This is a genomic window from Bradyrhizobium sp. UFLA05-89 (assembly GCF_059803475.1).
Window position 1 is genome coordinate 1 of sequence record NZ_JBANBA010000086.1, and the last position, 24,436, is coordinate 24,436.

19 protein-coding genes and 1 pseudogene are annotated in these 24,436 nt (G+C 62.8%); 10 read left to right on the forward strand and 10 right to left on the reverse strand.

Translation table 11 applies throughout. The features are described 5' to 3' along the window. Both SO139_RS32755 and SO139_RS32760 read right to left on the reverse strand, forming a co-directional pair. Window positions 1-482, reverse strand: a pseudogene (locus SO139_RS32755) (IS630 transposase-related protein); the annotation flags it as partial. A 176-nt stretch (window positions 483-658) separates the two neighbouring features. Further along, a complete protein-coding gene (locus SO139_RS32760) occupies window positions 659-1,642 on the reverse strand; it encodes an AraC family transcriptional regulator (RefSeq protein ID WP_449383005.1) in 984 nt (327 codons plus the stop codon). Window positions 1,643-1,796: 154 nt separating this feature from the next. On the opposite strand from SO139_RS32760, the gene SO139_RS32765 reads away from it, so the two are divergent. Beyond that, on the forward strand, window positions 1,797-2,333 hold the full coding sequence (locus SO139_RS32765) for a carboxymuconolactone decarboxylase family protein (protein WP_449383003.1): 537 nt from the start codon (window positions 1,797-1,799) through the stop codon (window positions 2,331-2,333). Between the two features lie 41 nt (window positions 2,334-2,374). Beyond that, window positions 2,375-2,893 (forward strand): YkgB family protein, encoded by a 519-nt coding sequence (locus tag SO139_RS32770; RefSeq protein ID WP_449383002.1) that lies wholly within the window; start codon window positions 2,375-2,377, stop codon window positions 2,891-2,893. A gap of 125 nt (window positions 2,894-3,018) precedes the next feature. Here SO139_RS32770 and SO139_RS32775 read toward each other — a convergent pair whose 3' ends face one another. After that, the gene (locus SO139_RS32775; RefSeq protein ID WP_449383001.1) at window positions 3,019-4,218 is read right to left on the reverse strand and encodes an adenylate/guanylate cyclase domain-containing protein; all 1,200 of its coding nucleotides are present in this window, start codon (window positions 4,216-4,218) and stop codon (window positions 3,019-3,021) included. A gap of 281 nt (window positions 4,219-4,499) precedes the next feature. Here SO139_RS32775 and SO139_RS32780 point away from each other — a divergent pair, with 281 nt between their 5' ends. Both SO139_RS32780 and SO139_RS32785 read left to right on the forward strand, forming a co-directional pair. Further along, window positions 4,500-5,819 carry an aminotransferase class V-fold PLP-dependent enzyme gene (locus SO139_RS32780; RefSeq protein ID WP_449383000.1) on the forward strand — a complete coding sequence of 440 codons (1,320 nt, stop codon included), beginning with the start codon at window positions 4,500-4,502 and terminating at the stop codon, window positions 5,817-5,819. Window positions 5,820-5,938: 119 nt separating this feature from the next. After that, window positions 5,939-6,181: a hypothetical protein gene (locus SO139_RS32785; RefSeq protein ID WP_449382999.1), complete on the forward strand. Its 243-nt coding sequence runs from the start codon at window positions 5,939-5,941 to the stop codon at window positions 6,179-6,181. 102 nt (window positions 6,182-6,283) lie between these two features. Here the strand turns inward: SO139_RS32785 and SO139_RS32790 are convergent, their stop codons facing one another. Next, a complete protein-coding gene (locus tag SO139_RS32790) occupies window positions 6,284-7,591 on the reverse strand; it encodes an MFS transporter (protein ID WP_449382998.1) in 1,308 nt (435 codons plus the stop codon). 225 nt (window positions 7,592-7,816) lie between these two features. Next, entirely contained in the window at window positions 7,817-10,138 is a 2,322-nt protein-coding gene (locus SO139_RS32795; protein WP_498541259.1) for a molybdopterin guanine dinucleotide-containing S/N-oxide reductase, read from the reverse strand. A gap of 310 nt (window positions 10,139-10,448) precedes the next feature. Here SO139_RS32795 and SO139_RS32800 point away from each other — a divergent pair, with 310 nt between their 5' ends. The 5 genes from SO139_RS32800 to SO139_RS32820 all read left to right on the forward strand — a co-directional run bounded on the left by SO139_RS32800 (window position 10,449) and on the right by SO139_RS32820 (window position 17,216). Continuing rightward, the gene (locus SO139_RS32800) at window positions 10,449-12,239 is read left to right on the forward strand and encodes a peptide ABC transporter substrate-binding protein (protein WP_449382996.1); all 1,791 of its coding nucleotides are present in this window, start codon (window positions 10,449-10,451) and stop codon (window positions 12,237-12,239) included. A gap of 273 nt (window positions 12,240-12,512) precedes the next feature. Further along, complete coding sequence (locus tag SO139_RS32805) at window positions 12,513-13,970, forward strand: SLC13 family permease (RefSeq protein ID WP_498541260.1); 1,458 nt, start codon at window positions 12,513-12,515, stop codon at window positions 13,968-13,970. A 40-nt stretch (window positions 13,971-14,010) separates the two neighbouring features. Beyond that, window positions 14,011-15,288 (forward strand): CaiB/BaiF CoA transferase family protein, encoded by a 1,278-nt coding sequence (locus SO139_RS32810; protein ID WP_498541261.1) that lies wholly within the window; start codon window positions 14,011-14,013, stop codon window positions 15,286-15,288. Between the two features lie 21 nt (window positions 15,289-15,309). Then, on the forward strand, window positions 15,310-16,143 hold the full coding sequence (locus SO139_RS32815) for a citryl-CoA lyase (RefSeq protein ID WP_449382993.1): 834 nt from the start codon (window positions 15,310-15,312) through the stop codon (window positions 16,141-16,143). Beyond that, the gene (locus tag SO139_RS32820; RefSeq protein ID WP_498541262.1) at window positions 16,140-17,216 is read left to right on the forward strand and encodes an amidohydrolase family protein; all 1,077 of its coding nucleotides are present in this window, start codon (window positions 16,140-16,142) and stop codon (window positions 17,214-17,216) included. Before SO139_RS32815 ends, SO139_RS32820 begins: the two co-directional genes overlap by 4 nt. Here SO139_RS32820 and SO139_RS32825 read toward each other — a convergent pair. Then, window positions 17,170-18,168 carry a LysR family transcriptional regulator gene (locus SO139_RS32825; RefSeq protein WP_449382991.1) on the reverse strand — a complete coding sequence of 333 codons (999 nt, stop codon included), beginning with the start codon at window positions 18,166-18,168 and terminating at the stop codon, window positions 17,170-17,172. The two genes, SO139_RS32820 and SO139_RS32825, sit on opposite strands and share 47 nt — an antisense overlap. 129 nt (window positions 18,169-18,297) lie before the next feature. Between SO139_RS32825 and SO139_RS32830 the strand changes: the two genes are divergently transcribed. Beyond that, complete coding sequence (locus SO139_RS32830; RefSeq protein WP_449382990.1) at window positions 18,298-19,605, forward strand: MFS transporter; 1,308 nt, start codon at window positions 18,298-18,300, stop codon at window positions 19,603-19,605. A gap of 121 nt (window positions 19,606-19,726) precedes the next feature. Here SO139_RS32830 and SO139_RS32835 read toward each other — a convergent pair whose 3' ends face one another. From SO139_RS32835 to SO139_RS32850, 4 genes are all read right to left on the reverse strand, one after another. Continuing rightward, window positions 19,727-21,724 carry an alpha-glucosidase gene (locus tag SO139_RS32835; RefSeq protein ID WP_449382989.1) on the reverse strand — a complete coding sequence of 666 codons (1,998 nt, stop codon included), beginning with the start codon at window positions 21,722-21,724 and terminating at the stop codon, window positions 19,727-19,729. Window positions 21,725-21,738: 14 nt separating this feature from the next. Next, on the reverse strand, window positions 21,739-22,515 hold the full coding sequence (locus SO139_RS32840; RefSeq protein ID WP_449382988.1) for an SDR family NAD(P)-dependent oxidoreductase: 777 nt from the start codon (window positions 22,513-22,515) through the stop codon (window positions 21,739-21,741). Window positions 22,516-22,581: 66 nt separating this feature from the next. Next, window positions 22,582-23,436: a carbohydrate ABC transporter permease gene (locus SO139_RS32845; protein WP_449382987.1), complete on the reverse strand. Its 855-nt coding sequence runs from the start codon at window positions 23,434-23,436 to the stop codon at window positions 22,582-22,584. Then, window positions 23,433-24,380, reverse strand: a complete 948-nt coding sequence (locus SO139_RS32850; RefSeq protein WP_449382986.1) for a carbohydrate ABC transporter permease — start codon at window positions 24,378-24,380, stop codon at window positions 23,433-23,435. The genes SO139_RS32845 and SO139_RS32850 overlap by 4 nt, the downstream gene beginning before the upstream one ends. Between the last annotated feature and the right edge of the window lie 56 nt (window positions 24,381-24,436).

Genomic DNA, 24,436 nt, shown 5'->3' on the forward strand with positions numbered 1-24,436 from the left:
GCAAAGGCGCCATATCGGTTCTGGTCCAGGTCTCGTCGATGAAGACCAGCCGCTCAGCTTCGACGCGACCTTGATACTTTGTCCATTGGAGGCGCCGCCGCGCCACCTCGGGTCGATCGCGTTCGCCAGCCGCCACGCTTTTTTTTGAAGCTGAGCTTCTCGGCATGCACGAAGTCCCACACCGAGTGGTAGTCGACCTTCAGGCCGCGTCCGGCAAGCTCGGCAACCAGCCCCCGTATGGTGAAATCGCCGTCCTTGATCCGCTGCGACAGCCAGAGCGCGTGCTCGCCCGAAATTGCCTTCGGCTTGTAGCCGCCTATCTGACCAGGCTCAACGCTGCCGGTCTCATCGACCCGCTTCATCCAGCCGATGGCCGTGCTGATCGCCACACCAAACTGCTTGGCCGCCTGATTGCGGGACATCCCGCCCTCGATTGCCGCCACGACGCGCTTGCGAAGATCCAGAGAGTACGGCTTGCCCATCCATGCTGGCCTCCGTCCAGCCAGCATGGTGAATCAGAAACAAGCTGATTTGGGAATCCCAAATCGATTCAACCTAACCCCATCCCGCTTTAGTTGCTTGATGAGCGTTTCGAGACGCGAGGCCATGTTGACGGCAGGGCCTATGACGGTGAAGCCGGGAGCGCGAGCCGATACAGTTATCCCGAACGGCGGCGCTTGGCTCCATCCGGACTACGGCTTTCGGCAGCCTTCGCCAATCCCAGGTCGGCAAGGTTCGCTGGTTCCTGTGCCGCCTTTCGCCATTGCGCCGGCGTGATGCCCATGTGGCTCTTGAAGGCGCGCTGGAATGCGGCCTCGGATTGATATCCTGCTATCTCCGCAACGCCTGCGGTCGAGATCGAGGATTTCCGCAATTCGTTCGCCGCGCGCGCCATGCGGATGTCCGTCAGGAGATCGCTTGCAGACCGTCCCAGTTTCTCCTGGAATTGACGGGCGAGCGTGGCACGCGACATATTGCACAGGCGCGCAAGCTCGGGCAGCGACCACGCGCGCGCCGGCTCGTTGAACAGAACGGCGACGGCCGGGGCCACGCGAGGATGACCAGCCAGCGCGAGGAGACCCCGCGGCGCATCTTCGGTCTCACTTGCAAGGCGCAGCACGAGCGCGAACATCGCCGTTGAAAGCGCGTTGAGCATTGCACGGCCACCCAAGTGATCGTCCGCCGACTCGCTGCGCATCAGCGCAACGAGACCGCCAAGCTGCGCACCGGTGTCCCTTTGCACCGCGCGCGCGCCGGCATGCACGACCAGGCGTGGAGGGAGATAGCTGCGCAAAAACCGATCGTGCGGGGGCGCGATCGCGAAATGTCCGCACAGCAAGTCAAGCCGTTCGCCTCCGCCAGCGTTTTCACTGATCACGAGATTGAGCTCTCGGCGATTTCGTGCCGGCTTCGGCCGCGCGCCGCTCCCGTCGTGCATCACATGGCGCGGATTGCCGGGAAGCAGCAGGATGTCGCCCGTTTCCAGGTGAAGCGACCGTCCGCCCGCTGGATCTTCGAGCAGCGCCGAACCGCCGACAACCGCGTGATAGGGGATTTCGTTCGCCTCGCCCGGCCCCTGGTCGATGCGCCAGGGCGCACCGTAGGCGCAGCGCAGATCGAGGCGACCGTGCACCGGTATCATCTCGAACAGCCGGCTAAGCCAATCCACGACGACCTCCCGACCGGGAAATGAGATGATTGAGCATATATATGAGTTATTGCGACATTCAAAGACTCAAGCCGCGATCATATTGTCACTCCGCAATCGTTCACGAACCCAACGAAGGAGTGTCACCATGTCTCGTCTTACTGTCCCCAACCTCGAAACCGTCGCCGGCCCGTCCGGTCAGGTCTATGCCCAGATCAAGAAGGCCGTCGGCAGCGTGCCAAACACGTTTGCGGCCATTGCCGCCCACGGTCCCGCTGCGCTCAAGTCGGTTCTCGCCGCCGACGCCGTGCTCGCTGCGGGCAGCCTGACCAAGCGCGACCAGGAAGTGATCAAGCTTGTCATCAGCGCCGCCGGCGGCTGCGACTACTGCGTCGCCGCCCACAATTATCTCGCCAAGCTCGCCGGCGTGAAGCCGGAGGAGCTCAGGCAGATCCGCGAAGGCCAGCCCACCGGCGATGCCAAGCGAGACGCGCTGGTCGAGTTCGTGCGCAAGCTCGCTCGGTCCAGCGGCACCGTCAGTGACGAGGATTTCGCCGCGATCAAGGCTGCCGGCTACAGCGACGCCCAACTGGTCGAGATCAGCCTGGCTTTCGCAACCACCGTCTTCACCAACGTGTTCAACCGCATCAACGACACCGAGATCGACTTCCCCGCAGTCGCGTGAAGCGACCATGCAGTCAGATCTTGAATGAAGGACTCGCGACCATGACCGTGCTTGCCAAGACCACTCAAAAGACCACACAGAATTCCCTTGTCCGTGTGCTGCACAGCTCCGGCCTGCTCGCGGACGATCTCGACTATCACGTCGTCCGCGCCTCGATGGTGATCATGTTCTTCTTCTTCGGATATCAGAAATGGTTTCCGTACGAGTTCGAACGCCTGGTCCCGTTCATCAGCAACGGGCCGCTGATCTGGTGGCTGTACCCGGTGTTCGGCCACGCCGGCGCCAGCTACTTCCTGGGCGTTTCCGAGTGGACGTTCGGGTCCCTGCTGCTCGCGGGCTTCTGGGACAAGCGGCTCGGCATTCTCGGCGCCCTGGGCTCGACCGGCACGTTCATTGCGACGGTCACCATCATTCCGTTCATGCCGGAAGGCTGGGACATGGCCGCAGGAGGTTTCCCTGCGATGACGGGCAACGTGCCCTTCCTGATGAAGGATGTCGTTCTGCTCGCCGTCTCGCTCTACGTGCTGAGGCAGGACGTGGTTCGCCTGACGCGGCAATAAGGTGGCACTCTGCTGATGGCGATGCGTCGCCGGCCAGCTTCCCGCTCGCCGGCGATTGCGCGTCTTCGGCCACGCCGAACCGCGCAGCGAAATCCGGGAGGCCGACGCAAGTGGCCGGTCAATCTTCAGCCGTGATACGCAAACAGCTCGACCGGCTCGTTGAAGCCGCGCACCGGATGCTCGCCGACGCGCTCCAGCTCGAAGTCGTTCTTCACGAGATCGGCGAAGGCGCGCGAGAGCAGCACGGTTCGCCCAAATTGCTTGGTGAGAGTTTCGAGACGCGAGGCCATGTTGACGGCAGGACCGATGACGGTGAAGTCGAGCCGGGTGCGCGAGCCGATATTGCCGTACATGACGTCGCCGACATGGGCGCCGATCCCGTAATGCAGCGGCGCGCGGCCGGTGACGCTGTTGTTTTCGTTCAGCACAGCCATCGCCTGCCGGGCCTCGCTCACGGCCCGCAGCAGATTTGCCCCAGCCGAGGGCTGGCTGAGCGGGAAGATGGCGAGCAGGCCGTCGCCGATGAATTTCAGGATCTCACCGCCATGCCGCACGATCGGCTCGGACATCGCGTCAAAATAGTCGTTGAGGAGATCGATGACGTCGTCGCGCGGCCAGTTGTCCGAGATGCGCGTGAAATCGCGCAAGTCGCAGATCAGGATCGCGGCTCGCACCGTCGTGCCGCTGCCGCGCCTGGTGGCGCCCGCGAGAATGAGCTCGCCGGCATGCGATCCGACATAGGTCTCGAGCAGGGTGCGCGCCAGCCGGTTCTTGACCCGGATCTCGCTGACCAGCGCGAGGACCGGCATCAGTCTCCTCAGGGCTGCGATATGCGTATCGTCGAAACCACCGGGACGATCGGTTGCGAAGGTGACGAGATGCTGCTTGCCGAGCGTATGATAGAGCGGCCACGCCACATAGTCAGTCAGGCCCTTCGCCCGCATCTCGTCGTAGACGGCGTGCTTGCGCCGCTCTGACGGGTCCCGTTCGAGATGCTCGCGCACCTCGGTTGCACCGTCGTAGATTTCGTTGGCGGGACTGCCGATATATTCGGACCGCCCGCGCACATCGTAATCGACCCGCGAAATCTCCGCGCCCTGCATCCCATCGGCCCACATCATGCGCGCGCCCAGCCATTGCGGATGGTTGATCACGACATGCAGCGTCGCCCGCGCGACCGGAATGCCGGCCTGCTGGAGGCGGATGCACATCTCGGCAAAGATATTGTCGATGAAGCGCTGATCGCGCGTCTCGTTGGTCAGCCAGTGCAGGACCTCGCTGCCCGGAAGCGCGGCAGCAGGATCGATGTTTTGCGGCGCGTTCATGAGGTGCTCCTGGGCCGAGGGGCGGGTCGGGGGTGCAGGATATGTCGTGTCTCGGGCAGGCGACGTCAATGGAGGCTGCCAACCCGTAGGATGGGTAGAGCGGTCGCGAAACCCATCGAGGTTTGTCCGACGATGCAGCATGATGGGTTTCGCTAGTGCTCAACCCATCCTACGGGCGCCTGAGCCCTGGATCGACGCCACATCAGTGGACGGTCACCGTCTCGTCATCTCGGCTTCGTCGATCATTGCTCTGGTCGCCGCGCTAAATTTGGGGGCTCAAGATGCATTTGTTCAAGATGTTGTCGTCCGACCGCCGGTCGATCCTGAAGGGGCTCGCGGCCGCTGCGGTTGCGCCGCTGGCGGGGCCGGCCTTGGCCGCCGAAGGCTTGCCGAAAGCGCCGACGGGGCCGGCGGCTGCGATCGCCACCGACAAGGCCTATTGGGACGCGGTGCGCGGGCTCTATGCCGTGACACCTGACGTCGTGAACCTGGAGAACGGCTATTGGGGTGTCATGCCCGAGCCCGTCCGGCGCGAGTTCATCCGCCAGACCGACATGGTCAACTCCCAGAATTCCTATTATGCGCGGCAGCGCTTTGGTGCCGATTTCGAGGCCGTGCGCGTCAAGGTCGCGGAAGCCGTCAGCGCGGCGCCCGAGGAGATCGCGCTGACGCGGGGGGCGACGGAGGCGCTGCAGCTCCTGATCGGCGGCTACAACAGGCTGAAGGCCGGCGACACCGTGCTCTATGCCGATCTCGACTACGATTCGATGCAGTATGCGATGAACGCGCTGAAGGCGCGACGCGGCGTTGACGTCGTCAAGTTCGACGTGCCGGAGCCGGCGACCCGGCAGGCGGTGCTGGACGCCTACGCAAAGGCGATCGAGGCCAATCCAAAGACGAAGCTGCTGCTTCTCACCCATGTCAGCCACCGCACCGGCCTCGTGATGCCGATCGCGGAGATCGCGCGCATGGCAAAAGCGAAGGGCATCGACACCATCGTCGACGCGGCGCATTCGTCGGGGCAGATCGAGTTCAAAGTCGGCGAGCTCGAGGCCGATTTCGTCGGCTTCAACCTGCACAAATGGATCGGCGCGCCGCTCGGCGTCGGCTTCCTCTACATCAGGAAAGACCGCCTCGCCGACATCGACCGCGACATGGGCGACGAGGACTATCCGGAGAGCGATATCCGCTCCCGCGTGCACACCGGCACCGTGAATTTCGCGACCGTGCTGACGGTGCCGACGGCGGTCGCGCTGCATCAGGAGATCGGCGCACCCGCCAAGCAGGCCCGCCTGCGCTATTTGCGCGACTACTGGGTGAGCCGCGCCCGCGCGTTCAGGGATATCGAGATCCTGACGCCGGACGAAGCCGGCTCCTACGGCGCCATCACCTCATTTCGCCTCGCCGGCAAGACGAGCAAGGCAGACAACGACGCCGTCGTGACCAGGCTCCGGGACGGCTTCAAGGTGCACACCGTGCGCCGCGCGGGCGTTGCCAAGGGGCAATGCATCCGCGTGACGCCGGCGCTCTACACCACGGAGGCCGATCTCGACCGCCTGGTCGAGGCGCTTGCAATCATCACCGGCACGAAGGCGGGCTGAGGCCCGCCATCAGGCTTGGGGAACCTGAACATCCATTCAACAAAGTTTCTGCCGCGTTCCTGCAACGGCTGATGCTGGCGGTCGTTGACCCCTGCACGAACGATGCAAAGGAGGAACCGATGAGGAAGCTCACTTACGCGCTTGCAGCGGCAGCGACGCTTGCAATCAGTGCCCCGACCATCGCCAATGCAGCCGGCTTCGGGGTCTATATTGGCGGCGACCGAGACTACTACGGCGACCGCTATGATGGTCCGCGCATGCGCTTCTACGATCACGACCGCGGCTGGCATCATGGCTGGTACCATCATGACCGCGACTACGACCGCGGCGTTGTGATCCGCCGACACTACTGGGACGATTAGCGCAGACCCGGCATGGTCGAACAAGGAAGGCCTCGCTTCGGCGAGGCCTTTTTGTTTTGCGAAGTTTGGTCGAAACTTCTCGGGCGCAGCCCGAACCAGATCTCAGCTGACCGATACCAGCCCCCCGTCGGTCGCCACCATCGAAGCCCTCGTGCGCGGCAGGACGAAGTGAATGATCGCGGTTGCGATCAGGTAAACGCTGGCACAGGCGAAGAACACGAAGGTGTAGTTGTTGCCCGTTGCGTCGAGCACGCGGCCGATGGCCGCGGCGGAAAAGGCGCCCGCCACGGAACTGATGCCGCCTCCGAGCCCGACCGCGGAAGCGACCGCTCCGCGCGGCATGGTGTCGGATACCAGCGTGAACAGATTGGCGGAAAAGCCCTGGTGAGCCGCCATCGCGATGCCGATCAAGACGACTGCGGCCCACATGCTGTCCAACTGTGGCGCGAGAAACACCGGCACGGTGCAGGCTGCGCAGACCAGCAAGGTGATCTTGCGGGCGGTGAACACTTCCGTGCCGCGCTTGATCAGGGTCGACGAGATCCAGCCGCCCGCGATCGAGCCGATATCAGTGAGCAGGTAGATCACCACCAGCGGCAAGCCCACCGCCATCAGCGACACGTGAAACTTGCTGTTGAGGAAGGACGGAACCCAGTTGTTGTAAAACCACCAGGCCGGGTTGGTGAGCACACCACCAACGATGTAAACCCAGGTGCCGGGATAGGCCAGCAACTTTGCCCAGGGGACCTTTTCCGTCGCGACTTCGGGGTCGCTGTTGATATAGGCCAGCTCGCTCGGCGACACGCGGGGGTGTTCGGCCGGGCTGCGGTAGGCGATCAGCCAATACGCGACCCAGATCAGCCCCATCGCGCCGGTCACGTAGAAGGCTGCCTGCCAGCTGGACAGGCTCACGACCAGTGCACCGATCAGCGGCGCCAGCATCGCGCCGACATTGCTGCCGCTGTTGAAGATGCCGGTTGCCAAGGCACGGTCCCGCACCGGGAACCATGTGGCGATCGTCTTGATGCACGTCGGGAAGTTGCCACCCTCACCGAGGCCGAGCACGATGCGGGCGACCATGAATCCGGCGACCGATGCGACCAGGCCGTGCGCCATGGATGCGAGGCACCACAGGATGGCGGCTGCGGCAAGACCGAGGCGAATTCCGATCTTGTCGGTCAGCCACCCCATGCCGGCATAACCGAAAGCGTAGGCGAACGAAAAGCAGAAGATGATGTTGCCGAAATCTGTTTCGCTGAAATGCAGATCGTTCTGGATCGTCGGCTTGAGCACGCCGAGGATATTGCGATCCATATAGTTGATCGTGGTCACGGCGAACAACAAGGCGCAGATGACCCACCGATAGCGGGTGGACGCCTTGGTGAACGCCTGCAGGTTCGACTCGCGCATCAAATCCTCCCTTGAGCTGGCGCCTCGGCATTTTGCCCAGCCTCTGGCCCGGCCCCGGTTTTCCCGCGGCTCGTTCCGCCATCGCCTCGAACCTAGAAGACACCCCGCGTGCGATCGACTAGTTATTGGGCATCGATCAATTCAATTTCGACATTGAATGCAACCGATGGCGGTCGGCGTCTTCCATGCCGATCCGCGGCTTTGACCTGTTGGCAGCGGCGTCCGCTAGATCGGGTCGAACGCGCGGATCGGGGGCAGGTTGCCGGTGAACCGCTCCACCTCGACGGTCGTGAGCTGGCCGGTGCAGCCTTGCGCGAAGGACGAGGTGCCGATGTCGCGGGTGAGCACGTTCGGATTGCCGTGAACGCAAAGCGGCGCTTCTTCCTCCGGATCCATCGGGTCGTACCAGGCGCCGGTCGGCAGCTGGACTACACCGGGCGCGATGCCGTCGGTGACATGGACCGCGGCAAGGCAGGCGCCCCGCGCGTTGAACAGGCGGATGATGTCGCCGTCCTTGATCCCGCGAGCATCCGCGTCACGAGGGTTCATGCGCGCGGCCTCGCGGCCACGATGTTTTGCGCCTAGCGAATGTCCGCCGAAGTCGAGCTGGCTGTGCAGCCGCGTCACCGGCTGGTTGGCGACGAGGAAGCACGGCGAGCCGGGCGTCGGCACGTCGGTCTTCTCGAGCCAGACCGGATGGCCCGGACAATCCGCATCGCCATGGCCTGCGATCTTCGCCGAAAAAACCTCGATGCGCCCGCTCGGCGTCGGCAGAGCGTGTGCGACCGGATCCTCGCGGAAGCGGCGCAGCCTGCCGCCGTCGTCGGGCTGCTGCGGCACGACCAAGCTGCCGCGCTGCCAGAACTCCTCGAAGCTCGGCGCTTCGAGGCCGCGCTTGGCCAGCGAGGCACGGGTCGGCTCATAGAGATGTTGCAGCCATTGCCGCGCGTTGCGCCCCTCGGTGAAGGGTTCGCGCACCCCGAGACGATCGGCGAGATCGGCAAATATCTCATAGTCGTCACGCGCCAGCCCAAACGGCTCGGCGATCCCGTGCATGGCGACCATCAAGGGATCGTTGGCGGAATAGCCGATGTCCTCCCGCTCGAGCGTCATTGTCGAGGGCAGGACGATATCGGCGTGGCGGGCCGTCGCGGTCCAGGCGAGCTCGTGCACGACCAGCGTATCGACTTTCGCGAAGGCCTTGCGCAGGCGGTTGATGTCCTGGTGGTGATGGAAGGGATTGCCGCCGGCCCAATAGACGAGACGGATGTCCGGATAGATGCGCGTCTCGCCATTGTAGCGATAGGTGCTTCCAGGATTGAGCAGCATGTCGGCGATGCGCGCCACCGGAATGAAATCGGCGACACCGTTGCGCCCCTGCCCCAGCGTCGGCCCCGGCACGTCGTTGACGCGCCGGCCGTAATAGCCGATCGCCCCTAACGAATAGGCGTAGCCGCCGCCGGGAAGGCCGATCTGGCCGAGCGCTGCGGCCAGCACCATGCCCATCCACACCGGCTGCTCGCCATGCTCGGCGCGCTGCAACGAATGGGAGACGGTGATGAGCGCCCTTTTTCCGGCAAGGCGACGCGCGAGCTTGCGGATCGTGGGCGCATTGACGCCAGAGATCACGGCGGCCCATTCGGCGCTCTTGGCTTGCCCGTCGCTCTCGCCGGTCAGGTAGCGCAAGAAGACCGGCCAGCCTTCGGTGTAGCGATCGAGGAAGGCCTGATCATGCAAGCCCTCGGCTACCAGCGTGTGGACGATGCCGAGCATCAGCGCAGTGTCGGTGCCGGGCACGCACGTCATCCATTCGGCACCGGCCTCCACCGGCAGATCGTCGCGGAGCGGGCTGACCAGGATGAACTCGCAGCCGCGCCGGCGCGCAGCGTCCATGGCGCCGCGCTCGACGTGCTTGCTGATCGAACCGCCCGCCACCATGGAATTCTTCAGCGCCATGCCGCCGAACGCCAGCACGATTTTGGTCTCGGTCGCGATCTGCTCCCAGGTGACGTTGCGCTTGGTGATGTCTTCGTAGCCCGCCAAAATCTGCGGCAGCAGCACCGAGGACGCGCCTGAGGAATAGGAGTTGACCGACCGCACATAGCCGCCCATCGCGATGTTGAGGAAGCGATGCACCTGGCTCTGCGCGTGATGGAAGCGGCCCGCGCTCGCCCAACCATAGGAGCCGCCGAATATAGCCGAGGGCCCGCGCGTGTCGCGGATGCGCGTCAGCTCGTCCCCAAGGAGGTCTAGCGCCTTCTCCCAGCTGACGGAGACGAACTCGTCGCGGCCGCGGCGATCGTCGGGGCCGGGCCCGCGCTCGAGCCAGCCGCGGCGGATCGCGGGCTGGGCGACGCGCGCCTGGTGGCGGAGCGCGCCGGGGAAATTGTCGATAATGCCGCTCGGATCGGGATCCCCCGCATAGTGCCTGACTTCCAACCCGGCCTCGCCGTTGCGCGCCGAGAACACGCCCCAGTGCGAGGTGTGCGGCTTGAAACCGTCCGACAGGTCGAGGCCGGGATCGGGGTAGCCAATCGTATCATCCATCGCGTGGTCCTCGCCGGGGGGCGCCGAGCAGGCTGCTCCGGTCGCAATTGCCGAGACAATATAATGAAGCGCGGCTGTGAAGGGCAACGGATTAGCGATGTCGGGAACCGAGAGCATAGCGGCCTCGCGCAGATTGCACAGCCTTCATGCGTCCGGTCTCAACGTCGTCATGGCTGCGCGAGTTCACTCATTCGCTGATCGCCGTTTCGCCGCAGGGTTTCCCGGCCTTGTCGGCATTGCCGCCCCCGCCTTGATGAAACATGATGGGATTCAACCGGTGACGGGTTTTCTTTGAGGTGGAGGTCATCCGATGAACGAAAACGAAATCCGCGGGCTCATCTCGGAGGTGAAGCAAGGCACGCTGTCGCGACGCTCGTTCATCCAGTCAATGACTGCGATCGGCATCGCAGCGCCGGCCGCGAGCCAGATCCTGGCCTGGAACGACGTGGCGATGGCGGACGCCACGCTTGACTACAAGCCGACCAAGGCCGGCGGCGGCGGCCCGCTCAAGATCCTGCTTTGGCAGGCCCCGACGCTGCTCAATCCGCATTTCGCGCTCGGCACCAAGGACCAGATCGCCTCGCGCATCTTCTTCGAGCCGCTCGCCGGCTGGGACAAGGAGGGCAACCTCATCCCCTGCCTCGCCGCCGAGGTCCCGAGCAAGCAGAACGGCGGCCTTGCGCCGGACGGCATGAGCGTGACGTGGAAGCTGAAGCAGGGCGTGACATGGCACGATGGCAAGCCCTTCACCGCCGACGACGTCGTCTTCACCTGGACATACGCCGCGGATCTCGCGACCGCGGCGTACACCACGGGATCCTACACGAACATCACCGTCGAGAAGATCGACGACCACACCGTCAAGGTGAAGTTCAAGAGTCCGACCCCGTTCTGGGCCGACCCCTTCGTCGGCGCGGTCGGCCAGATCCTGCCAAAACACCATTTCGGCAACTATGTCGGCGCGAAGTCGCGCGAAGCGCCAGGCAATCTGAAGCCGGTCGGCACCGGCCCATACAGGTTCGTCGAGTTCAAGCCGGGCGACATGATCCGGGCCGAACGCCACCCCGACTATCACGTCAAGAACCAGCCGCATTTCGACACGCTCGAGGTGAAGGGTGGCGGCGACGCGGTCTCCGCCGCACGCGCAGTGCTGCAGACCGGCGAATACGACTATGCCTGGAACCTGCTGGTCGAGGATGAGGTCCTCAAGCGCATGGAGGCCGGTGGGAAGGGCAAGGTCGACGTCACGCCCTCCGGCAACGTCGAGTTCATCATCCTCAACACGACGGACCCGTGGACCGAGGTCGACGGCGAGCGTTCCAGCATCAAGACCAGGCACCCGACGCTGTCCGAGCCGGCCGTTCGCCGGGCGATCAACTTCTTGATCGATCGCGAGGCGATCCAGAAATTCATCTACGGCCGGGGCGGCATCGCGACGGCGAGCTTCGTCAACCAGCCTGCGCAGTTCAAGTCGGGTAAGCTCAAATACGCGTTCGACGTCGACAAGGCGAACAAGATCCTCGACGAGGCCGGCTGGACAAAGAGCGCGGACGGCATCCGCGAGAAGGACGGAAAGAAGCTCAAATTCGTCTTCCAGACCTCGATCAACGCCCCGCGCCAGAAGACGCAGGCCATCATCAAGCAGGCCTGCCAGCGCGCAGGCATCGAGATCGAGCTCAAGTCGGTCACCGCATCGGTGTTCTTCTCGTCGGACGTCGGCAATCCCGATACCTACTCGAAATTCTATGCCGACATGGAGATGTACAACACGACGCAGCCGCAGCCCGATCCGGAGCGGTTCTTGAACCAGTGCGTTTCGTGGGAGATCGCCAACAAGGAGAACAAATGGCTCGGGCGAAACATCTCGCGCTGGTCCGATCCAGAGGCCGACAAGGCCTACAAGGCCGCGCAGAACGAGCTCGACCCGGTCAAGCGCGCCGCGCTGCTGATCAAGGTCGACGAGACCTTCTGCGAGGCAAACGTGTTCCTGCCGCTCCTCTCACGCAACATCGTCGGCGCCGGCGTCAACAACCTCATGGCCGACATCTCGGGTTGGGACGTCACGACGTGGAATCTGGCGAGTTGGTATCGCAGCACGTAGCTCGAGCCGGTATCGCGATCAATCCAACTCAAAGGAGGACTTGACTGCTACCGATCCCATGCCCGGCTCGGATCGCCTCCATCTGCGCGATGACGCTGCCGCACTCGTAGCGGCGAGACATCGGCCGGCCGAGCACATTCCCGCCAGTTATGATCTCCTGAAAACTTGCAATTGGACGCAGGTTTGGTTCGCGAGTTAATCCCACGGCGAAGCACGGCCCCAAATCCGTGATGGCACCGATCCATCGCCGAATGCTTCGACAGGGAGAAACACGTGTCATCTCACGCTCACGCGGCGGGCAGCGAGCACGCGCCTCGATCGCTGGAGGCCACGCTCAGGGCGATCGGCGTTCCCCTCGCCATCGTGATCGCGGCCGCCATCTGGTTCAGTCCCACGCCGGAATCGCTGTCCTTGCAGGGACACAAGGCGCTTGCGCTCTTTGGCGGCATTTTCGTTCTTTACCTGACCGAGGCAATGCCGTTGGCCATTGCCAGCCTGATGGTTGTACCGCTTGCGGTCCTGACCGGAACGGCTACGCTTCGGACCGCGCTTGACGGCTTCTCCGCCTCGCCCGTGTACCTCATCGTGGGCGCCTTCATTCTCGCGACCGCCATGGTGAAGACCCGGCTTGCGGAGCGCATCACTTACATCATTCTGGCGCGGTTCGGCAGTGAACCGACACGGATTACGCTCGGGGTGACGCTCGTCAATATCGCGCTTGCGTTTCTCGTTCCGTCATCGACGGCGCGCACGGCAATCCTCCTGCCGGAGTGCCTCAGCATTCTGACGATCTTCGGAGCCGGAGCGCGTTCGCCATTTGCAATCAATCTGCTCCTGACCCTGACGATGACGAATGCGACGATCGGTGCCGGCGTGTTGACGGCGACGGTGCCGAACCCCGTGACGGTCGAGTTCGTCGCGAAGACGAGCGGCCATACGATCACCTACGCCGAATGGCTGCTCTACGGATTCCCTCCGGCGCTGGTCATGACCATGTTCACCTGGTGGTTCATCCAGCGTGTCTTTCCGCCGGAATTCAAGGCCGGTCATGAGCAGGCCGACGCGCGGATTTCGCAGAATCTCGCCGCAATGGGGGGGATGTCTTCCGCCGAATGGCGCGCCTTGACCGTCTTCGCCCTGGTGACCTGTCTGTGGGCGACGCAGGGCTTGACCGGGCTCGACACGACAGTCGTCTGCCTGATGGGCGCCTGTCTGCTGTTTCTGCCTCGCTTCGGCGTGATCGACTGGAACGATGCCAACAAGGGCGTCTCCTGGCAGGTGCTGCTCATCGCGGGCGGCGGAGTCTCGCTCGGCGACATCCTTCTGAAGACAGGCGCCGCCAACTGGCTGGCCAATTCGATCTTCCTCGCGCTCGGCCTGGCCGGTTCGTCGGCGCTGATCGTCATCGTGGTCGTGATGTTCATCGTGCAGTTCATGCACGTGATGTTCGTCGGCACGACCGCCATGGCGACGGCCCTGCTGCCGATCATCCTGGCGATGGCGGGAACAGCTGGTGTCAATCCGGTCGCGCTGGCGCTGCCGGCCGGCATGATCATCGGCGGCTATCCGCTCCTCATGTTCTACAACACCCTGCCAAGCATCCTCGTCTATGGAACGGGCCGATTGCGCGTCGAGGATTTCCCGAAAGTCGGTGTCGTCGTCTGCATCGTCGCCTGCCTTCTCTACGCCCTGTGCGCCGCGACCTGGTGGCATTGGCTTGGACTGGTCTGATTTCTGTCGAGCGTCAATTCACATATCCGGAGCACAACACATGACATTGCCACTCGCCGGCATTCGCGTCCTCGATCTCTCGAACGTGCTCGCCGGTCCGTTCTGCGGCTATCAGCTTGCACGTCTCGGCGCCGAGGTCATCAAGATCGAAAATCCAAAGGGCGGCGATCTTGCGCGCCGACTCGGCGCCGACCCGGCGATGGCGAAGAATCTCATGGGGTTGTCGTTCGTCGCCGTCAACGCGGACAAGCAATCCGTCGCCATCGATTTCAAGGCCGATCAAGGCAAGGAGATATTCCTTCGTCTCGTCGAAACGGCCGACGTCGTGCTGGAGAATTTTCGCCCGAAGGTCATGGAACGGCTGGGGCTCGGCTATGAGGTGCTGGCAAGGCGCAATCCGCGCATCATCTATTGCGCGATCTCCGGCTTCGGGCAGGACGGACCCTGGGCGGGCCGACCCGCCTACGATCAGATCGTTCAAGGACTTTCGGGCGTCATGAGCGTCACGGGCGATGCCAACACCGCCCCCTTGCGCACCGGCTTTCCGATTGCCGACACGATTGCCGGTCTCACCGCATCCTTTGCGATCACGGCCGCTCTCGTGGAACAACGGCAGACCGGACGCGGGCGGCACATCGATGTCTCGCTGCTTGAATCAACCCTGGCTGCGATGGGCTGGGTGGTTTCCAACCACCTCAACGGCAATGTCGATCCGCAACCGATCGGCAACGAGAACTTCACGGCAGCTCCGTCCGGCACTTTCACGACGGGCTCCGGGCCGCTGAACATCGCGGCAAACGAGCAGAAGCAGTATGAGGCGCTGTGCGACATCGTCGGAAAACCGGAGCTGAAGTCCGATCCGCGGTTTAGCGAGCGGCAGGCGAGAAAGGACCATCGCGCGGCTCTGAAGCAGGAGCTTGAAGTCGCCCTCGCCGCCAAATCCGCGGCCGAATGGGAGACGCTTTTCAACGCCAACGGCGTTCCGGCTGGATGCGTTCTGAGCGTGCCGCAGGTGCTCAAGGAGGAGCAGATCGTCGGCCGCAAGTTCGTCGAAAGCCTGAGCGCGAAAGTGTCAGGCGGCCAGACGATGCGTGTCACCCGTCCGGGCTTCCGACTCGAGACGGATTATCCGGAACCGTTGCCGCCACCCCGCCTCGGCCAGCACACCGAGAAGTGGCTCAGGCAGCTCGGCTTCGAGCACGGCGACATCGAAGCGTTCGGCCAGCACGGCGTTGTCGCCTTCGACAACCGGCCGACGGTCAAGGAGTCGGTCAAGATGCCGGATCTGAAGGCACGCGCCGAGACGTCGAGCACCTGACAAGCGATCGAGGAGAGACTCATGACCGATCAAGGCTCCGCAGACCTGCTGCAAACGGCGACCCAATGGTGGTCGACCGGCATTATCGACATGAAGCCGGGCGTGATCCGGTTTCGCGGCTTTCCGATCGAGCAACTGATTGGCCGGGTGTCGTTCCCGCAAATGATATGGCTGATGCTGAAGGGCGAGCTGCCGTCCCCTGAGCAAGGAGCACTCCTGGAAGCTGCGCTTGTCGCCGCCGTGGACCACGGTCCCCAGGCGCCGTCGATCGCGATCGGACGGATGGCCGTGACATGTGGCCTTCCTCTGAATGGCGCGATGGCCTCGGCCATCAACGTGCTCGACGACGTGCACGGCGGCGCCGGCGAACAATGCATGGAGCTGTACGCCGAAATCGCGCGTCTTCAGGATGATGGTGCCGAGTTGAAAACAGCCATCGAACAGGGCCTCGACGCCTTCGTCGCAGCGAACGGAAAGATCGTGCCCGGCTTCGGACACCGCTTTCATCCGATCGATCCCCGATCACCCCGGCTACTCGAGCTGGTCGATGCAGCGCGAGGGCATAACGTGGTCACCGGGCGCTTTGCAGAGATCGGCCACGGGGTCGAAGACTTGATGCAGCGGCGCAAGGGTCGGAAGATCCCCATGAACATCGACGGGGCCACCGCCGTCATCTATTCGGAGCTGGGCTTTTCGCCCGCGCTGGGTCGTGGCCTGTTCATTCTCTCGCGTTCGGTCGGCATCCTCGCGCATGCATGGGAGCAATCGCAGCAAGGCGGACGGATCAAGGGACCCATGCCGCCGGGTATTCCCTATCGCTACACCGGGCCCGCTCCTCGGGATTTCGCAAAATGACTCAAAACCAAACCGAAGGCAGCGGCTCCGCCTCTCGGTCGGGAGGCGGCAACTATCTCGCCGTGCGGCCGGACTGGCTGGCGCGCGGCTTCGAGGAGGCGCTCGAACCTGATCTGCCCATCATCGACGCCCATCATCATCTCTGGGACAGGCAGAACTGGAGATACCTGTTCGACGAATATCTCGCCGACATCGCCGGAAGCGGTCATAACGTCACGGCAAGCGTCTTCATGCAGTGCCAGGCGATGTACAGGTCCGGCGGACCAACTGCGATGCGGGTCGTCGGCGAAACCGAGTTCATCAATGGTGTCGCGGCCATGAGCGCGAGCGGCAACTACGGTCCGCGGCGCCTTTGTGCCGGAATTGTCGGTCACGCGGATCTGCGTCTCGGAGACGAAGTGACGGCGGTGCTCGAAGCCCACGTCGCCGCCGCTCCCGACCGATTTCGCGGCATTCGGCACGTAGCCGCGTGGGACACCGATCGAAGCCTGATGAATCCGCTGAGCGCCGGTCCGCCCGGCCTCCTCGGCGACAGCGCGTTTCGAGCCGGGTTTGCGCGACTGGCGCCATTGGAGCTCGTCTTCGACGCATGGCTGTTCCACCCGCAAACCCCCGAACTGACCGAGCTCGCGCGGGCGTTCCCGCAAACAACGATCGTGCTCGATCATCTCGGCGGGATCGTCGGCATCGGAGCTTACAAGGATCGGCGCGACGACATTTTCGCCGCGTGGTCGGGCGCGATCCGCGATCTTGCAAGATGCGAGAACGTCTGCGTCAAGCTCGGCGGCCTCGGAATGCGTATCAACGGATTCAGATTCGACATGCGGGAGATCCCGCCGACGTCGGAAGTCCTCGCCTCAGTCTGGCGGCCCTACATTGAGGTTTGCATCGAAGCATTTGGCCCGCAACGATGCATGTTCGAGAGCAATTTTCCGGTCGACAAGGGCTCGTATGGATATGGATCGGCGTGGAATGCATTCAAACGCCTGACGCGTCACGCAAGCGAGAGCGACCGCCAGAGCCTGTTCAGTGGGACTGTCTCACGCGTTTATGGACTCGCTCCGCCCGACTGACCACGATGGGCGGCACTGCGTCGGAGGCGTCCGTCATGCCCGGCAACGTGACCTGCTCGAGGAAATCGCGCCCTTTGGATTTGAGCAGGCCGACGACCCGCTGCGCGGCCGGAGAGAGATAGCCGTCCCTGCGCGTGACGAAGCCGAGCGGCCTTCGCATCGTCGTGGTGTCGATCATCAAACGGTCGAGCTGGCTGCCCAGTCGAAGCGGATGAAGGTTTCGCGTGGACGTGAAGCTGAGCAGCGCCGTGTCGGCGATCAGCTTGGGCAACGTCGTGATCGAGTTGGTCTCGATCTGGACGATCGGCGGCGGCAAACCATGCGCTTCGAATACGTTGTCGAGCCACTGACGCATGGCGACGGTACGGGCCGGCAGCACCCATTTCGACGCGACCAGATCCTCAATGGCGAGCCGCTTGCCGCAAAGTGGATGATCCTTTGCTGCGACGACGACCACTTCGTCCATGCCGAACGCTTCGTGCCTGAACTCCTGCTCGTCCGAGGCAAGTATCGGTCCAATCGCGAGATCGAGGGTCCGCTCGCGAAGCGCTGCCCTGACGACGCCACTCATTCCAATCTGCACTTCGATCGCCAGTCCAGGCGCATCGGCGATGATGGCCCGGCATATCTGCGGCAGCAGGTATTCCCCCATCGTGGCGCCACAGCCGATACTGACGCGACCTGCCGCGCCGGCGGCGAAATCGGTGACCTCGCGCAGCGACTCCTCCATCGCCTCGCGCATTCGTCGCGCGCGTGCCAGGAGGACCTCTCCGACGCGCGTGAGGGTGATCCCACGCCCTGTTCGCTCGAACAGATCGGCGCCCACGGCTTCTTCGAGACGCTGGATACATTTTGTCAGAGCTGGTTGAGTGCGGCCGAGCTTGTCGGCAGCTCGGCCCATATGGCCCAAATCGGCAATCACCTCAAAATAGGTGAGGTCGCGAAGGTCCACTTCTTCCTCCCGGTTATCGGTTCTTGAACATTAGCGATTGGACCCTTGTCCGCTCGATCTGGCATGTCGAGCCTAACACGGCTGGGCCCCGTCAGGGTAACCGGCCCGGATAGCAGGGAGGACCAGCGGATGACCGAAATCACGGCCAACAGATCATTCACGGATGGAAGTCCCGATGCGGGACTGCTGGCAAGTGCCATTTCCAAGAACACCTGGCGTTTGGTCCCGCTTCTGGGTCTCGCCTATCTCTTCAACTACCTCGATCGCACCAGCGTCGGCTTTGCTGCACTGCAAATGAACAAGGATATCGGATTGAGCGCCACTCAATTCGGCTGGGGCGCCGGAATCCTGTTCTTCAGCTACTGCCTTCTGGAAGTCCCGAGCAACATGATGATGTACCGGTTCGGTGCGCGTCGCTGGCTGGCCCGCATCATGATCACGTGGGGCCTTGCTGCGGCGGCGACTGCGTTTGCGACGGGACCGTACAGCTTCTACCTGATCTGCTTTCTCCTCGGTGTATTCGAGGCCGGCTTCTTTCCGGGCGTGATCTGGTACATCTCGATCTGGTTTCCCGCGAAGCACCGGACGAGCGTGCTCGCCCTGTTCATGGCTGCGACGCCGCTATCCTCGCTGCTGGGCAGTCCGATCTCGGCGGCCCTCCTCGGCATGGATGGATTCTGGGGGCTTGCAGGCTGGCAATGGATGTTTCTGATCGAAGGCCTTCCAGCATGCGTGCTCGGAATTCTGTGCCTCGTTCTGCTCGCCGACAGGCCCGAGCAGGCTCAATGGCTCACGCCTCAGGAGCGACAAGCGCTTCTGTCCGCTCTTGCCGGCGACAAGCACGACAAGCCAAAAAAGAACCTGTGGGCCGCAATGAAAGATTCGCGGGTGCTGATGCTCACGGCGGTCACCTTCGCCTTCACGATCGGCTCCTACGGCATAGGCATCTGGTTGCCCTTGATCCTGAAGGGGCACGGTCTGAGCAACATGGAAGTCGGGTGGCTTTCGGCTGTTCCCTACCTCTTCGCAACGATAGGCATGCTGTTTTGGGCGCGTCTCGTGGATCGCAAAGGTCAGAAGGTCTACAATCTCATGGCCGCTTTGATCCTTGGCGCCCTTGGACTGACCCTCTCGGTCGTCTTCACCTCGCTCGCTCCGGCCCTGGCCTGCCTGACACTGGCGCTGGTCGGAACGATCTCCGCGCGGACTGTCTTCTACACGATCCCGCAGAGCTTCCTGACGGGCGCCGCGGCGGCCGGGGGAATAGCGTTCATCAACTCTGTCGGTGCGTTCGGCGGTTTCGTGGGTCCCTATATGGTCGGCCTTTTGAAGGACGCAACCGGCTCCTTCAACGCCGGCATGATCGGGATGGCGGTGATCCTTGTCGTGGCGACAGGAATTGCCGGCGCCCTCAAACTGGTCGCGGAGGAGATCTGAGTTGCAGCGAGCGCATGTTGGCTCGGTCGTCGACCGGCTTCACACTGTGGTTTCCGGGCGGCCGCGCGCTTCATACAAATGCTGGTGCTGCCGATGGGTTACCTCGACGTACAAAGCGGAACTATAAGTCCCGAAGTCCAACAAACAGCGTTTCGAATTCGGTATCTGCCCTATAGAAGACCGCGGGCCGTCCCAACGGCGCCTCGATCGATATTTCCTGGCCGCCAGCAAATGACTGGCCCGTCCAGAGGTGAATCCAGTCAGTCCCCGCCGGAAGGTAGAGTTTCCGCTCAACTTGTGATGCCTGCCAGACGGGCGCAACCAGCACGTCCCGACCATAGAGATAGCAATCCTGAATGCCGTAGGTGCGCCGGTCTTCTTCGTGATGCAGGAACAACGGACGCTGCACCGGGAGGCCCCGGCGGGTTGCTTCCAGCGACAATCTCCTGAGATAGGGCGAGAGTTGAACGTAGATCGCCGTCATTCTTGCAAAATGCGAAAGGACCACGGGGTCGCCGTCGATCTGCAAATTGTCACGGGGCCTGTTGCCTTCGTGACTACGCATCACCGGCGTGAATGCCGCCATCTCGGTCCAGCGCATGATAAGTTCGGGCGTGCGGACATTTCCGAACAGGCTCGTGTAGCCGCCGATATCGGAATGGTGAAACGCATTGCCGAGCAGTCCCGACGACAACGCGGCGCAGATGACCGTGACCAACCCGTCATGCCGCGAAAAGTCAACCGATTGATCGCCGGCCCAGAGCAACGGGCACGACCTCTGTATGCCTGTGAAGCCAGCCCGCATGAAGAACACTGCCTCACCTGTCCGGCCGCGACTCGCCACCGCCTTCGCGTTGACTTCTGCCCATAGCGTTGGCCAATGGTTGTGCGCCAGCCTTGCGTCGACACCGCTGGCGAGACGCGCCTCAACCGGTAGATACTCGCCAAAATCGGCCATCCACCCGGACAAGCCATAGTCGAGCATCCTCGCGCCTATGACCTCTTCGGAAAACCACGCCGCGGCGTCTGAATTGGTGAAATCAACGATGCCGCAGTGAAATTCGCCAAAATCGATCAGGGCAGTTCGCCCTGAAGCATCTTTGACGAAGTAGTCCGCATCCTCGGCCTCCTTGAACAGGGCACCATCGTCGCAAAGATACGGATTCACGTAACCGAGGAAGTGGATGCCCTCGCTGTTCAATTCAGCGATGCGCTGTCGCAGGCCCGGATACCGCGTCTCGTTTGCCTGCCAGTCCCAGAACAGCCGCGCGCCGAATGCAGTCGGCCGAATCCCGACCCAGTCTTCGCACCACAGACCAGCGACCTTGACGCCCGCCTCACGCATCTTCGCGAGGCGATCGAACGAGTTCGCTCCATCCTTTAAGCCGATTATCGCACCGCTGTAGATCCATTCCGGGAGTGGCGGCTGACGCCCAAAACGGCTGGACAGGATCTCCACCAGTTCGACGAACGAGGGTGCGGCAAACAGCTCAATGCGCTCCGGAACGGCCCAGACTTCAATCTCGTGAAACGAATCATCGCGAAAATCGAGCGCGCTAAAGGCGAATGTCGTGACGTGCAGCGCATAGCGCGCCGATGAGAGATAAGTCGGCTGGGGATAGTACGTGTGATAGTAGTCGCCGCCCGCGTGGCCCGCCACGTCCGCCTTGAATGTGATTTCGGTGTTCTTGTCGCGCCCGACGCCTGGCTCCGAGCCCCACAACGGAAAGCGCCGCCCGCGCAGATCAAAGTAGGAGAACTGCTCGCCTCCGCCCCAGACGTTCTCATCCCGGTCGGCAACGACACGCAGCCAAAATCGATTCACGGATGGTTCAAGGGCCTGCAGCACCAGCGCATTGCCCTCGAGCGTGACAGCCAGGCGCGGGGGCTGCCCCTTGGCAGCGGCAAACACGATCATTTCGCCATCCGTCTCGGCATGCGCTAGCGGACAGCGTTCAGCAAGGCGATCTTCGATCTCGAAGTGACCGCGATGCATCGCGATGCTATCGTGCCCTTGACCGACGAAGAAACATGGCGCTGCGGCACTGTGTGCAAGAACCCGGTGGCCACCAATGGAGATTGCGAAGCCGGATTGGGTCGTCTCAAGTTTTAAGTCCATTCCCCTTCATCCCTTCAGGTCAGGCCAGCATCGACGACGAAGTTCGCCCCTGTGCAGCCTGCGCTCTCGTCAGAGGCGAGGAACAGCGCTACGCGCGCAACGTGCGTGGCATCGAGTCGAATTTTGAGCGCCTGACTTTCGATGAACTTCCGATTGCTTTCGGGTGTCGCCCACAACCGAAGTTGGCGCTCGGTCACGATCGCACCCGGCACGATGCAGTTGACACGAATGCCCGCTGGGCCCAGTTCGCGGGCAAGCGTCTTGGTCATGCCGTTGATTGCCGCCTTCGCTGTTGTATAGCCGACCATTCCCGGGATTCCACGCATCCAGGAGACCGATCCGAACATGATGATCGCCCCGCGGCCGGCCTCAATCATCCGTCCACTCACGGCCTGGCTGGCGAAAAACTGATGATCGAGGTTTAACGCCAGCGCGCGCCGCCAAGCCTCAGGCCCAACGTCGGCCATCGCGTGGCGGTCATCGCGGGCGGCATTGTTGATGAGCACTGCGACCGGTCCATGCTTGTCTTCCACGCCCGCGATCGCAGAGCGGAGCGCTGCAATGTCGGTGATGTCGCAAGCAATGAACTCCGCTGCCGTCGCGGCCGCGGTCTCCGACCCCGCCGCCTCGTCGATATCGACGAAAGAGACGATCGCCCCTTGGGAAGTAAAGGCCCTCACCATTTCGGCGCCGATTCCAGATGCTCCGCCAGTAATTAGCACGCTGCGACCAGCCAATGAGGCGTAGCGAACCGAATCGTAAGCTGCCATCTTGGTAACCTCGTTAAGCATTAGACATCCGGATCGAAACGCGGCTTCTCGATATCGGGAACGTATGTTTGCGTATCTTTGACACGCTCATCCCTTGAGGCCGCCCGCCGTCAGCCCCGAGACCACACGCTCCTGGAAGATCACGATCAGGATCGCCACCGGTACGATGCCGACGACGAGCGCGGCCGAAATCACCGGCCAGGGGAAGGCAAACTCGCCCTGATAAAGCTGGATTCCGACCGGAAGCGTACGCAGTGCCGGATTGGAATTGAACGAGAGCGCGAGCAGAAACTCGTCCCATGAATTGACGAAGGCAAGGATACCCGCGGTAAATACGCCCGGTGCGGACAGCGGCACCACCACCTTGAACAACGCGCCAAAACGCGTGCAGCCATCGATCATGGCGGCATTCTCCAGATCGCGCGGAATGCCCTCGAAGAACGAAGTCAGCACCAACGTACAGACCGGCAGGCTCAGCACCGTGTAAGGCAAAATCAGCGCCACCCAGGTGTTGAGCAGATCGAGCGCGCGCATCGTCTCGAACAGCGGCACCAGGAGCGTCACCAGCGGGAAAGTCGAGACCGCGATGATCAGCGACATGATGAGGCCGCGAAATCTCAGATTCAGCCGCGCCAACGCATAGGCCGCGAGAACGGAAACAAGCAGCGTCAGAGCGGTCGACAACAGCGCAACCATGAAGCTGTTGAATAGGAACGTGAGCAGCGGTTGATCGGAGAACGCCTGGACGTAATTCTGCATCGTCGCCGCTTGCGGCAGCCAGGTGATCGGCTTCTGCGTGAGCTCCGCCTCGGTCTTGAACGAGGTCAGCAGAATCCACAGCGCCGGGAACAGGCCGTTCACGACGAGAATGAGCGCGGCGATGGCGCGCAACGGTTTGCCGGACAAGGCCGAGCCGAGAGTGGAGAAGGCAGCCGTGCTCATGATGCGCTCCCGCTGCCGCGGATCATGCGCAGGTAAAGCGCCGTGACGCACATCGAAAGGCCGAACATCACCACCGCAAGCGCCGATCCATAACCAAGGTCGAGGAACGACACGGTGTTCTGATGGATGTACATGGCCAACGTCGCGGTTGCTGTGCCCGGCCCGCCTCCCGTCATCATGTAGGGGATATCGAAGGTCTGCAGCGCGGTAATGGTGCGGAAGATCAGCGCGACCACGATCGTGGGCTTCAGCAGCGGCAGCGTGATCTCGAAGAACTGCCGCACACGCCCTGCCCCGTCGACGTCCGCCGCCTCGTAAAGCGAACGCGGAATGGTCTGCAATCCGGCGAGAATGATCATCGCCATGAAAGACGAGGCCTTCCAGATGATGGCGAGACAGATCGCGGCGAACGCGAGACGCGGCGAATTGAACCAGATCACGCCAGGCAGGCCGATCCGATTGAGCACGTCGTTGACGACGCCGTATTCCGAATGGAAGAACCAGGCGAAGATCAGGCCCGCGAATGCAAGCGGCAGCGCCCACGGAATCAGAAGCGAGAGCCTCACCGGCCATCGCATCTGGAACGGCAGATTGGCGAGCAGCGCAAGTCCGAGCCCGACCAACAGCGCGCCGGGCACTGTGATGAGCGTGATCAGGATCGTGTTCCAGGTCGCCTGCCAAAAGACCGGATCTTCCAGCATCTGCTGAAAGTTCGTGAGCCCGGCGAATCGCGCCGGCAGGCCCGACGTCAGCGAGAGGTCGAGGAAGCTCGTGTAGATGAGCCGGCCCACCGGATAGACGATGATCATACTGAGCAGGATCGCGGCGGGCGCGAAGAGAAGAACGGCGAGCGTCGTTTCGTCCGGATCAAACCAGCGCGACAGCCTCGCGCGTCGCGCATCGACGCGACCGGCTGCGTTCTTGGACGTGGATGTCATCGTCATTAGGTCCGGTCCGGATTGCGCACGAGGCGACCGCAAGAATTCGCGACCACGAGCGG

Bases quoted from the DNA above. Each gene is read 5' to 3' on its own strand.
- SO139_RS32760 (WP_449383005.1), bottom strand. From the start codon at position 1,642: ATGATACCGGTGCACGGTCGCCTCGATCTGCGCTGCGCCTACGGTGCG.
- SO139_RS32765 (WP_449383003.1), top strand. From the start codon at position 1,797: ATGTCTCGTCTTACTGTCCCCAACCTCGAAACCGTCGCCGGCCCGTCC.
- SO139_RS32770 (WP_449383002.1), top strand. From the start codon at position 2,375: ATGACCGTGCTTGCCAAGACCACTCAAAAGACCACACAGAATTCCCTT.
- SO139_RS32775 (WP_449383001.1), bottom strand. From the start codon at position 4,218: ATGAACGCGCCGCAAAACATCGATCCTGCTGCCGCGCTTCCGGGCAGC.
- SO139_RS32780 (WP_449383000.1), top strand. From the start codon at position 4,500: ATGCATTTGTTCAAGATGTTGTCGTCCGACCGCCGGTCGATCCTGAAG.
- SO139_RS32785 (WP_449382999.1), top strand. From the start codon at position 5,939: ATGAGGAAGCTCACTTACGCGCTTGCAGCGGCAGCGACGCTTGCAATC.
- SO139_RS32790 (WP_449382998.1), bottom strand. From the start codon at position 7,591: ATGCGCGAGTCGAACCTGCAGGCGTTCACCAAGGCGTCCACCCGCTAT.
- SO139_RS32795 (WP_498541259.1), bottom strand. From the start codon at position 10,138: ATGGATGATACGATTGGCTACCCCGATCCCGGCCTCGACCTGTCGGAC.
- SO139_RS32800 (WP_449382996.1), top strand. From the start codon at position 10,449: ATGAACGAAAACGAAATCCGCGGGCTCATCTCGGAGGTGAAGCAAGGC.
- SO139_RS32810 (WP_498541261.1), top strand. From the start codon at position 14,011: ATGACATTGCCACTCGCCGGCATTCGCGTCCTCGATCTCTCGAACGTG.
- SO139_RS32815 (WP_449382993.1), top strand. From the start codon at position 15,310: ATGACCGATCAAGGCTCCGCAGACCTGCTGCAAACGGCGACCCAATGG.
- SO139_RS32820 (WP_498541262.1), top strand. From the start codon at position 16,140: ATGACTCAAAACCAAACCGAAGGCAGCGGCTCCGCCTCTCGGTCGGGA.
- SO139_RS32830 (WP_449382990.1), top strand. From the start codon at position 18,298: ATGACCGAAATCACGGCCAACAGATCATTCACGGATGGAAGTCCCGAT.
- SO139_RS32835 (WP_449382989.1), bottom strand. From the start codon at position 21,724: ATGGACTTAAAACTTGAGACGACCCAATCCGGCTTCGCAATCTCCATT.
- SO139_RS32840 (WP_449382988.1), bottom strand. From the start codon at position 22,515: ATGCTTAACGAGGTTACCAAGATGGCAGCTTACGATTCGGTTCGCTAC.
- SO139_RS32845 (WP_449382987.1), bottom strand. From the start codon at position 23,436: ATGAGCACGGCTGCCTTCTCCACTCTCGGCTCGGCCTTGTCCGGCAAA.
- SO139_RS32850 (WP_449382986.1), bottom strand. From the start codon at position 24,380: ATGACGATGACATCCACGTCCAAGAACGCAGCCGGTCGCGTCGATGCG.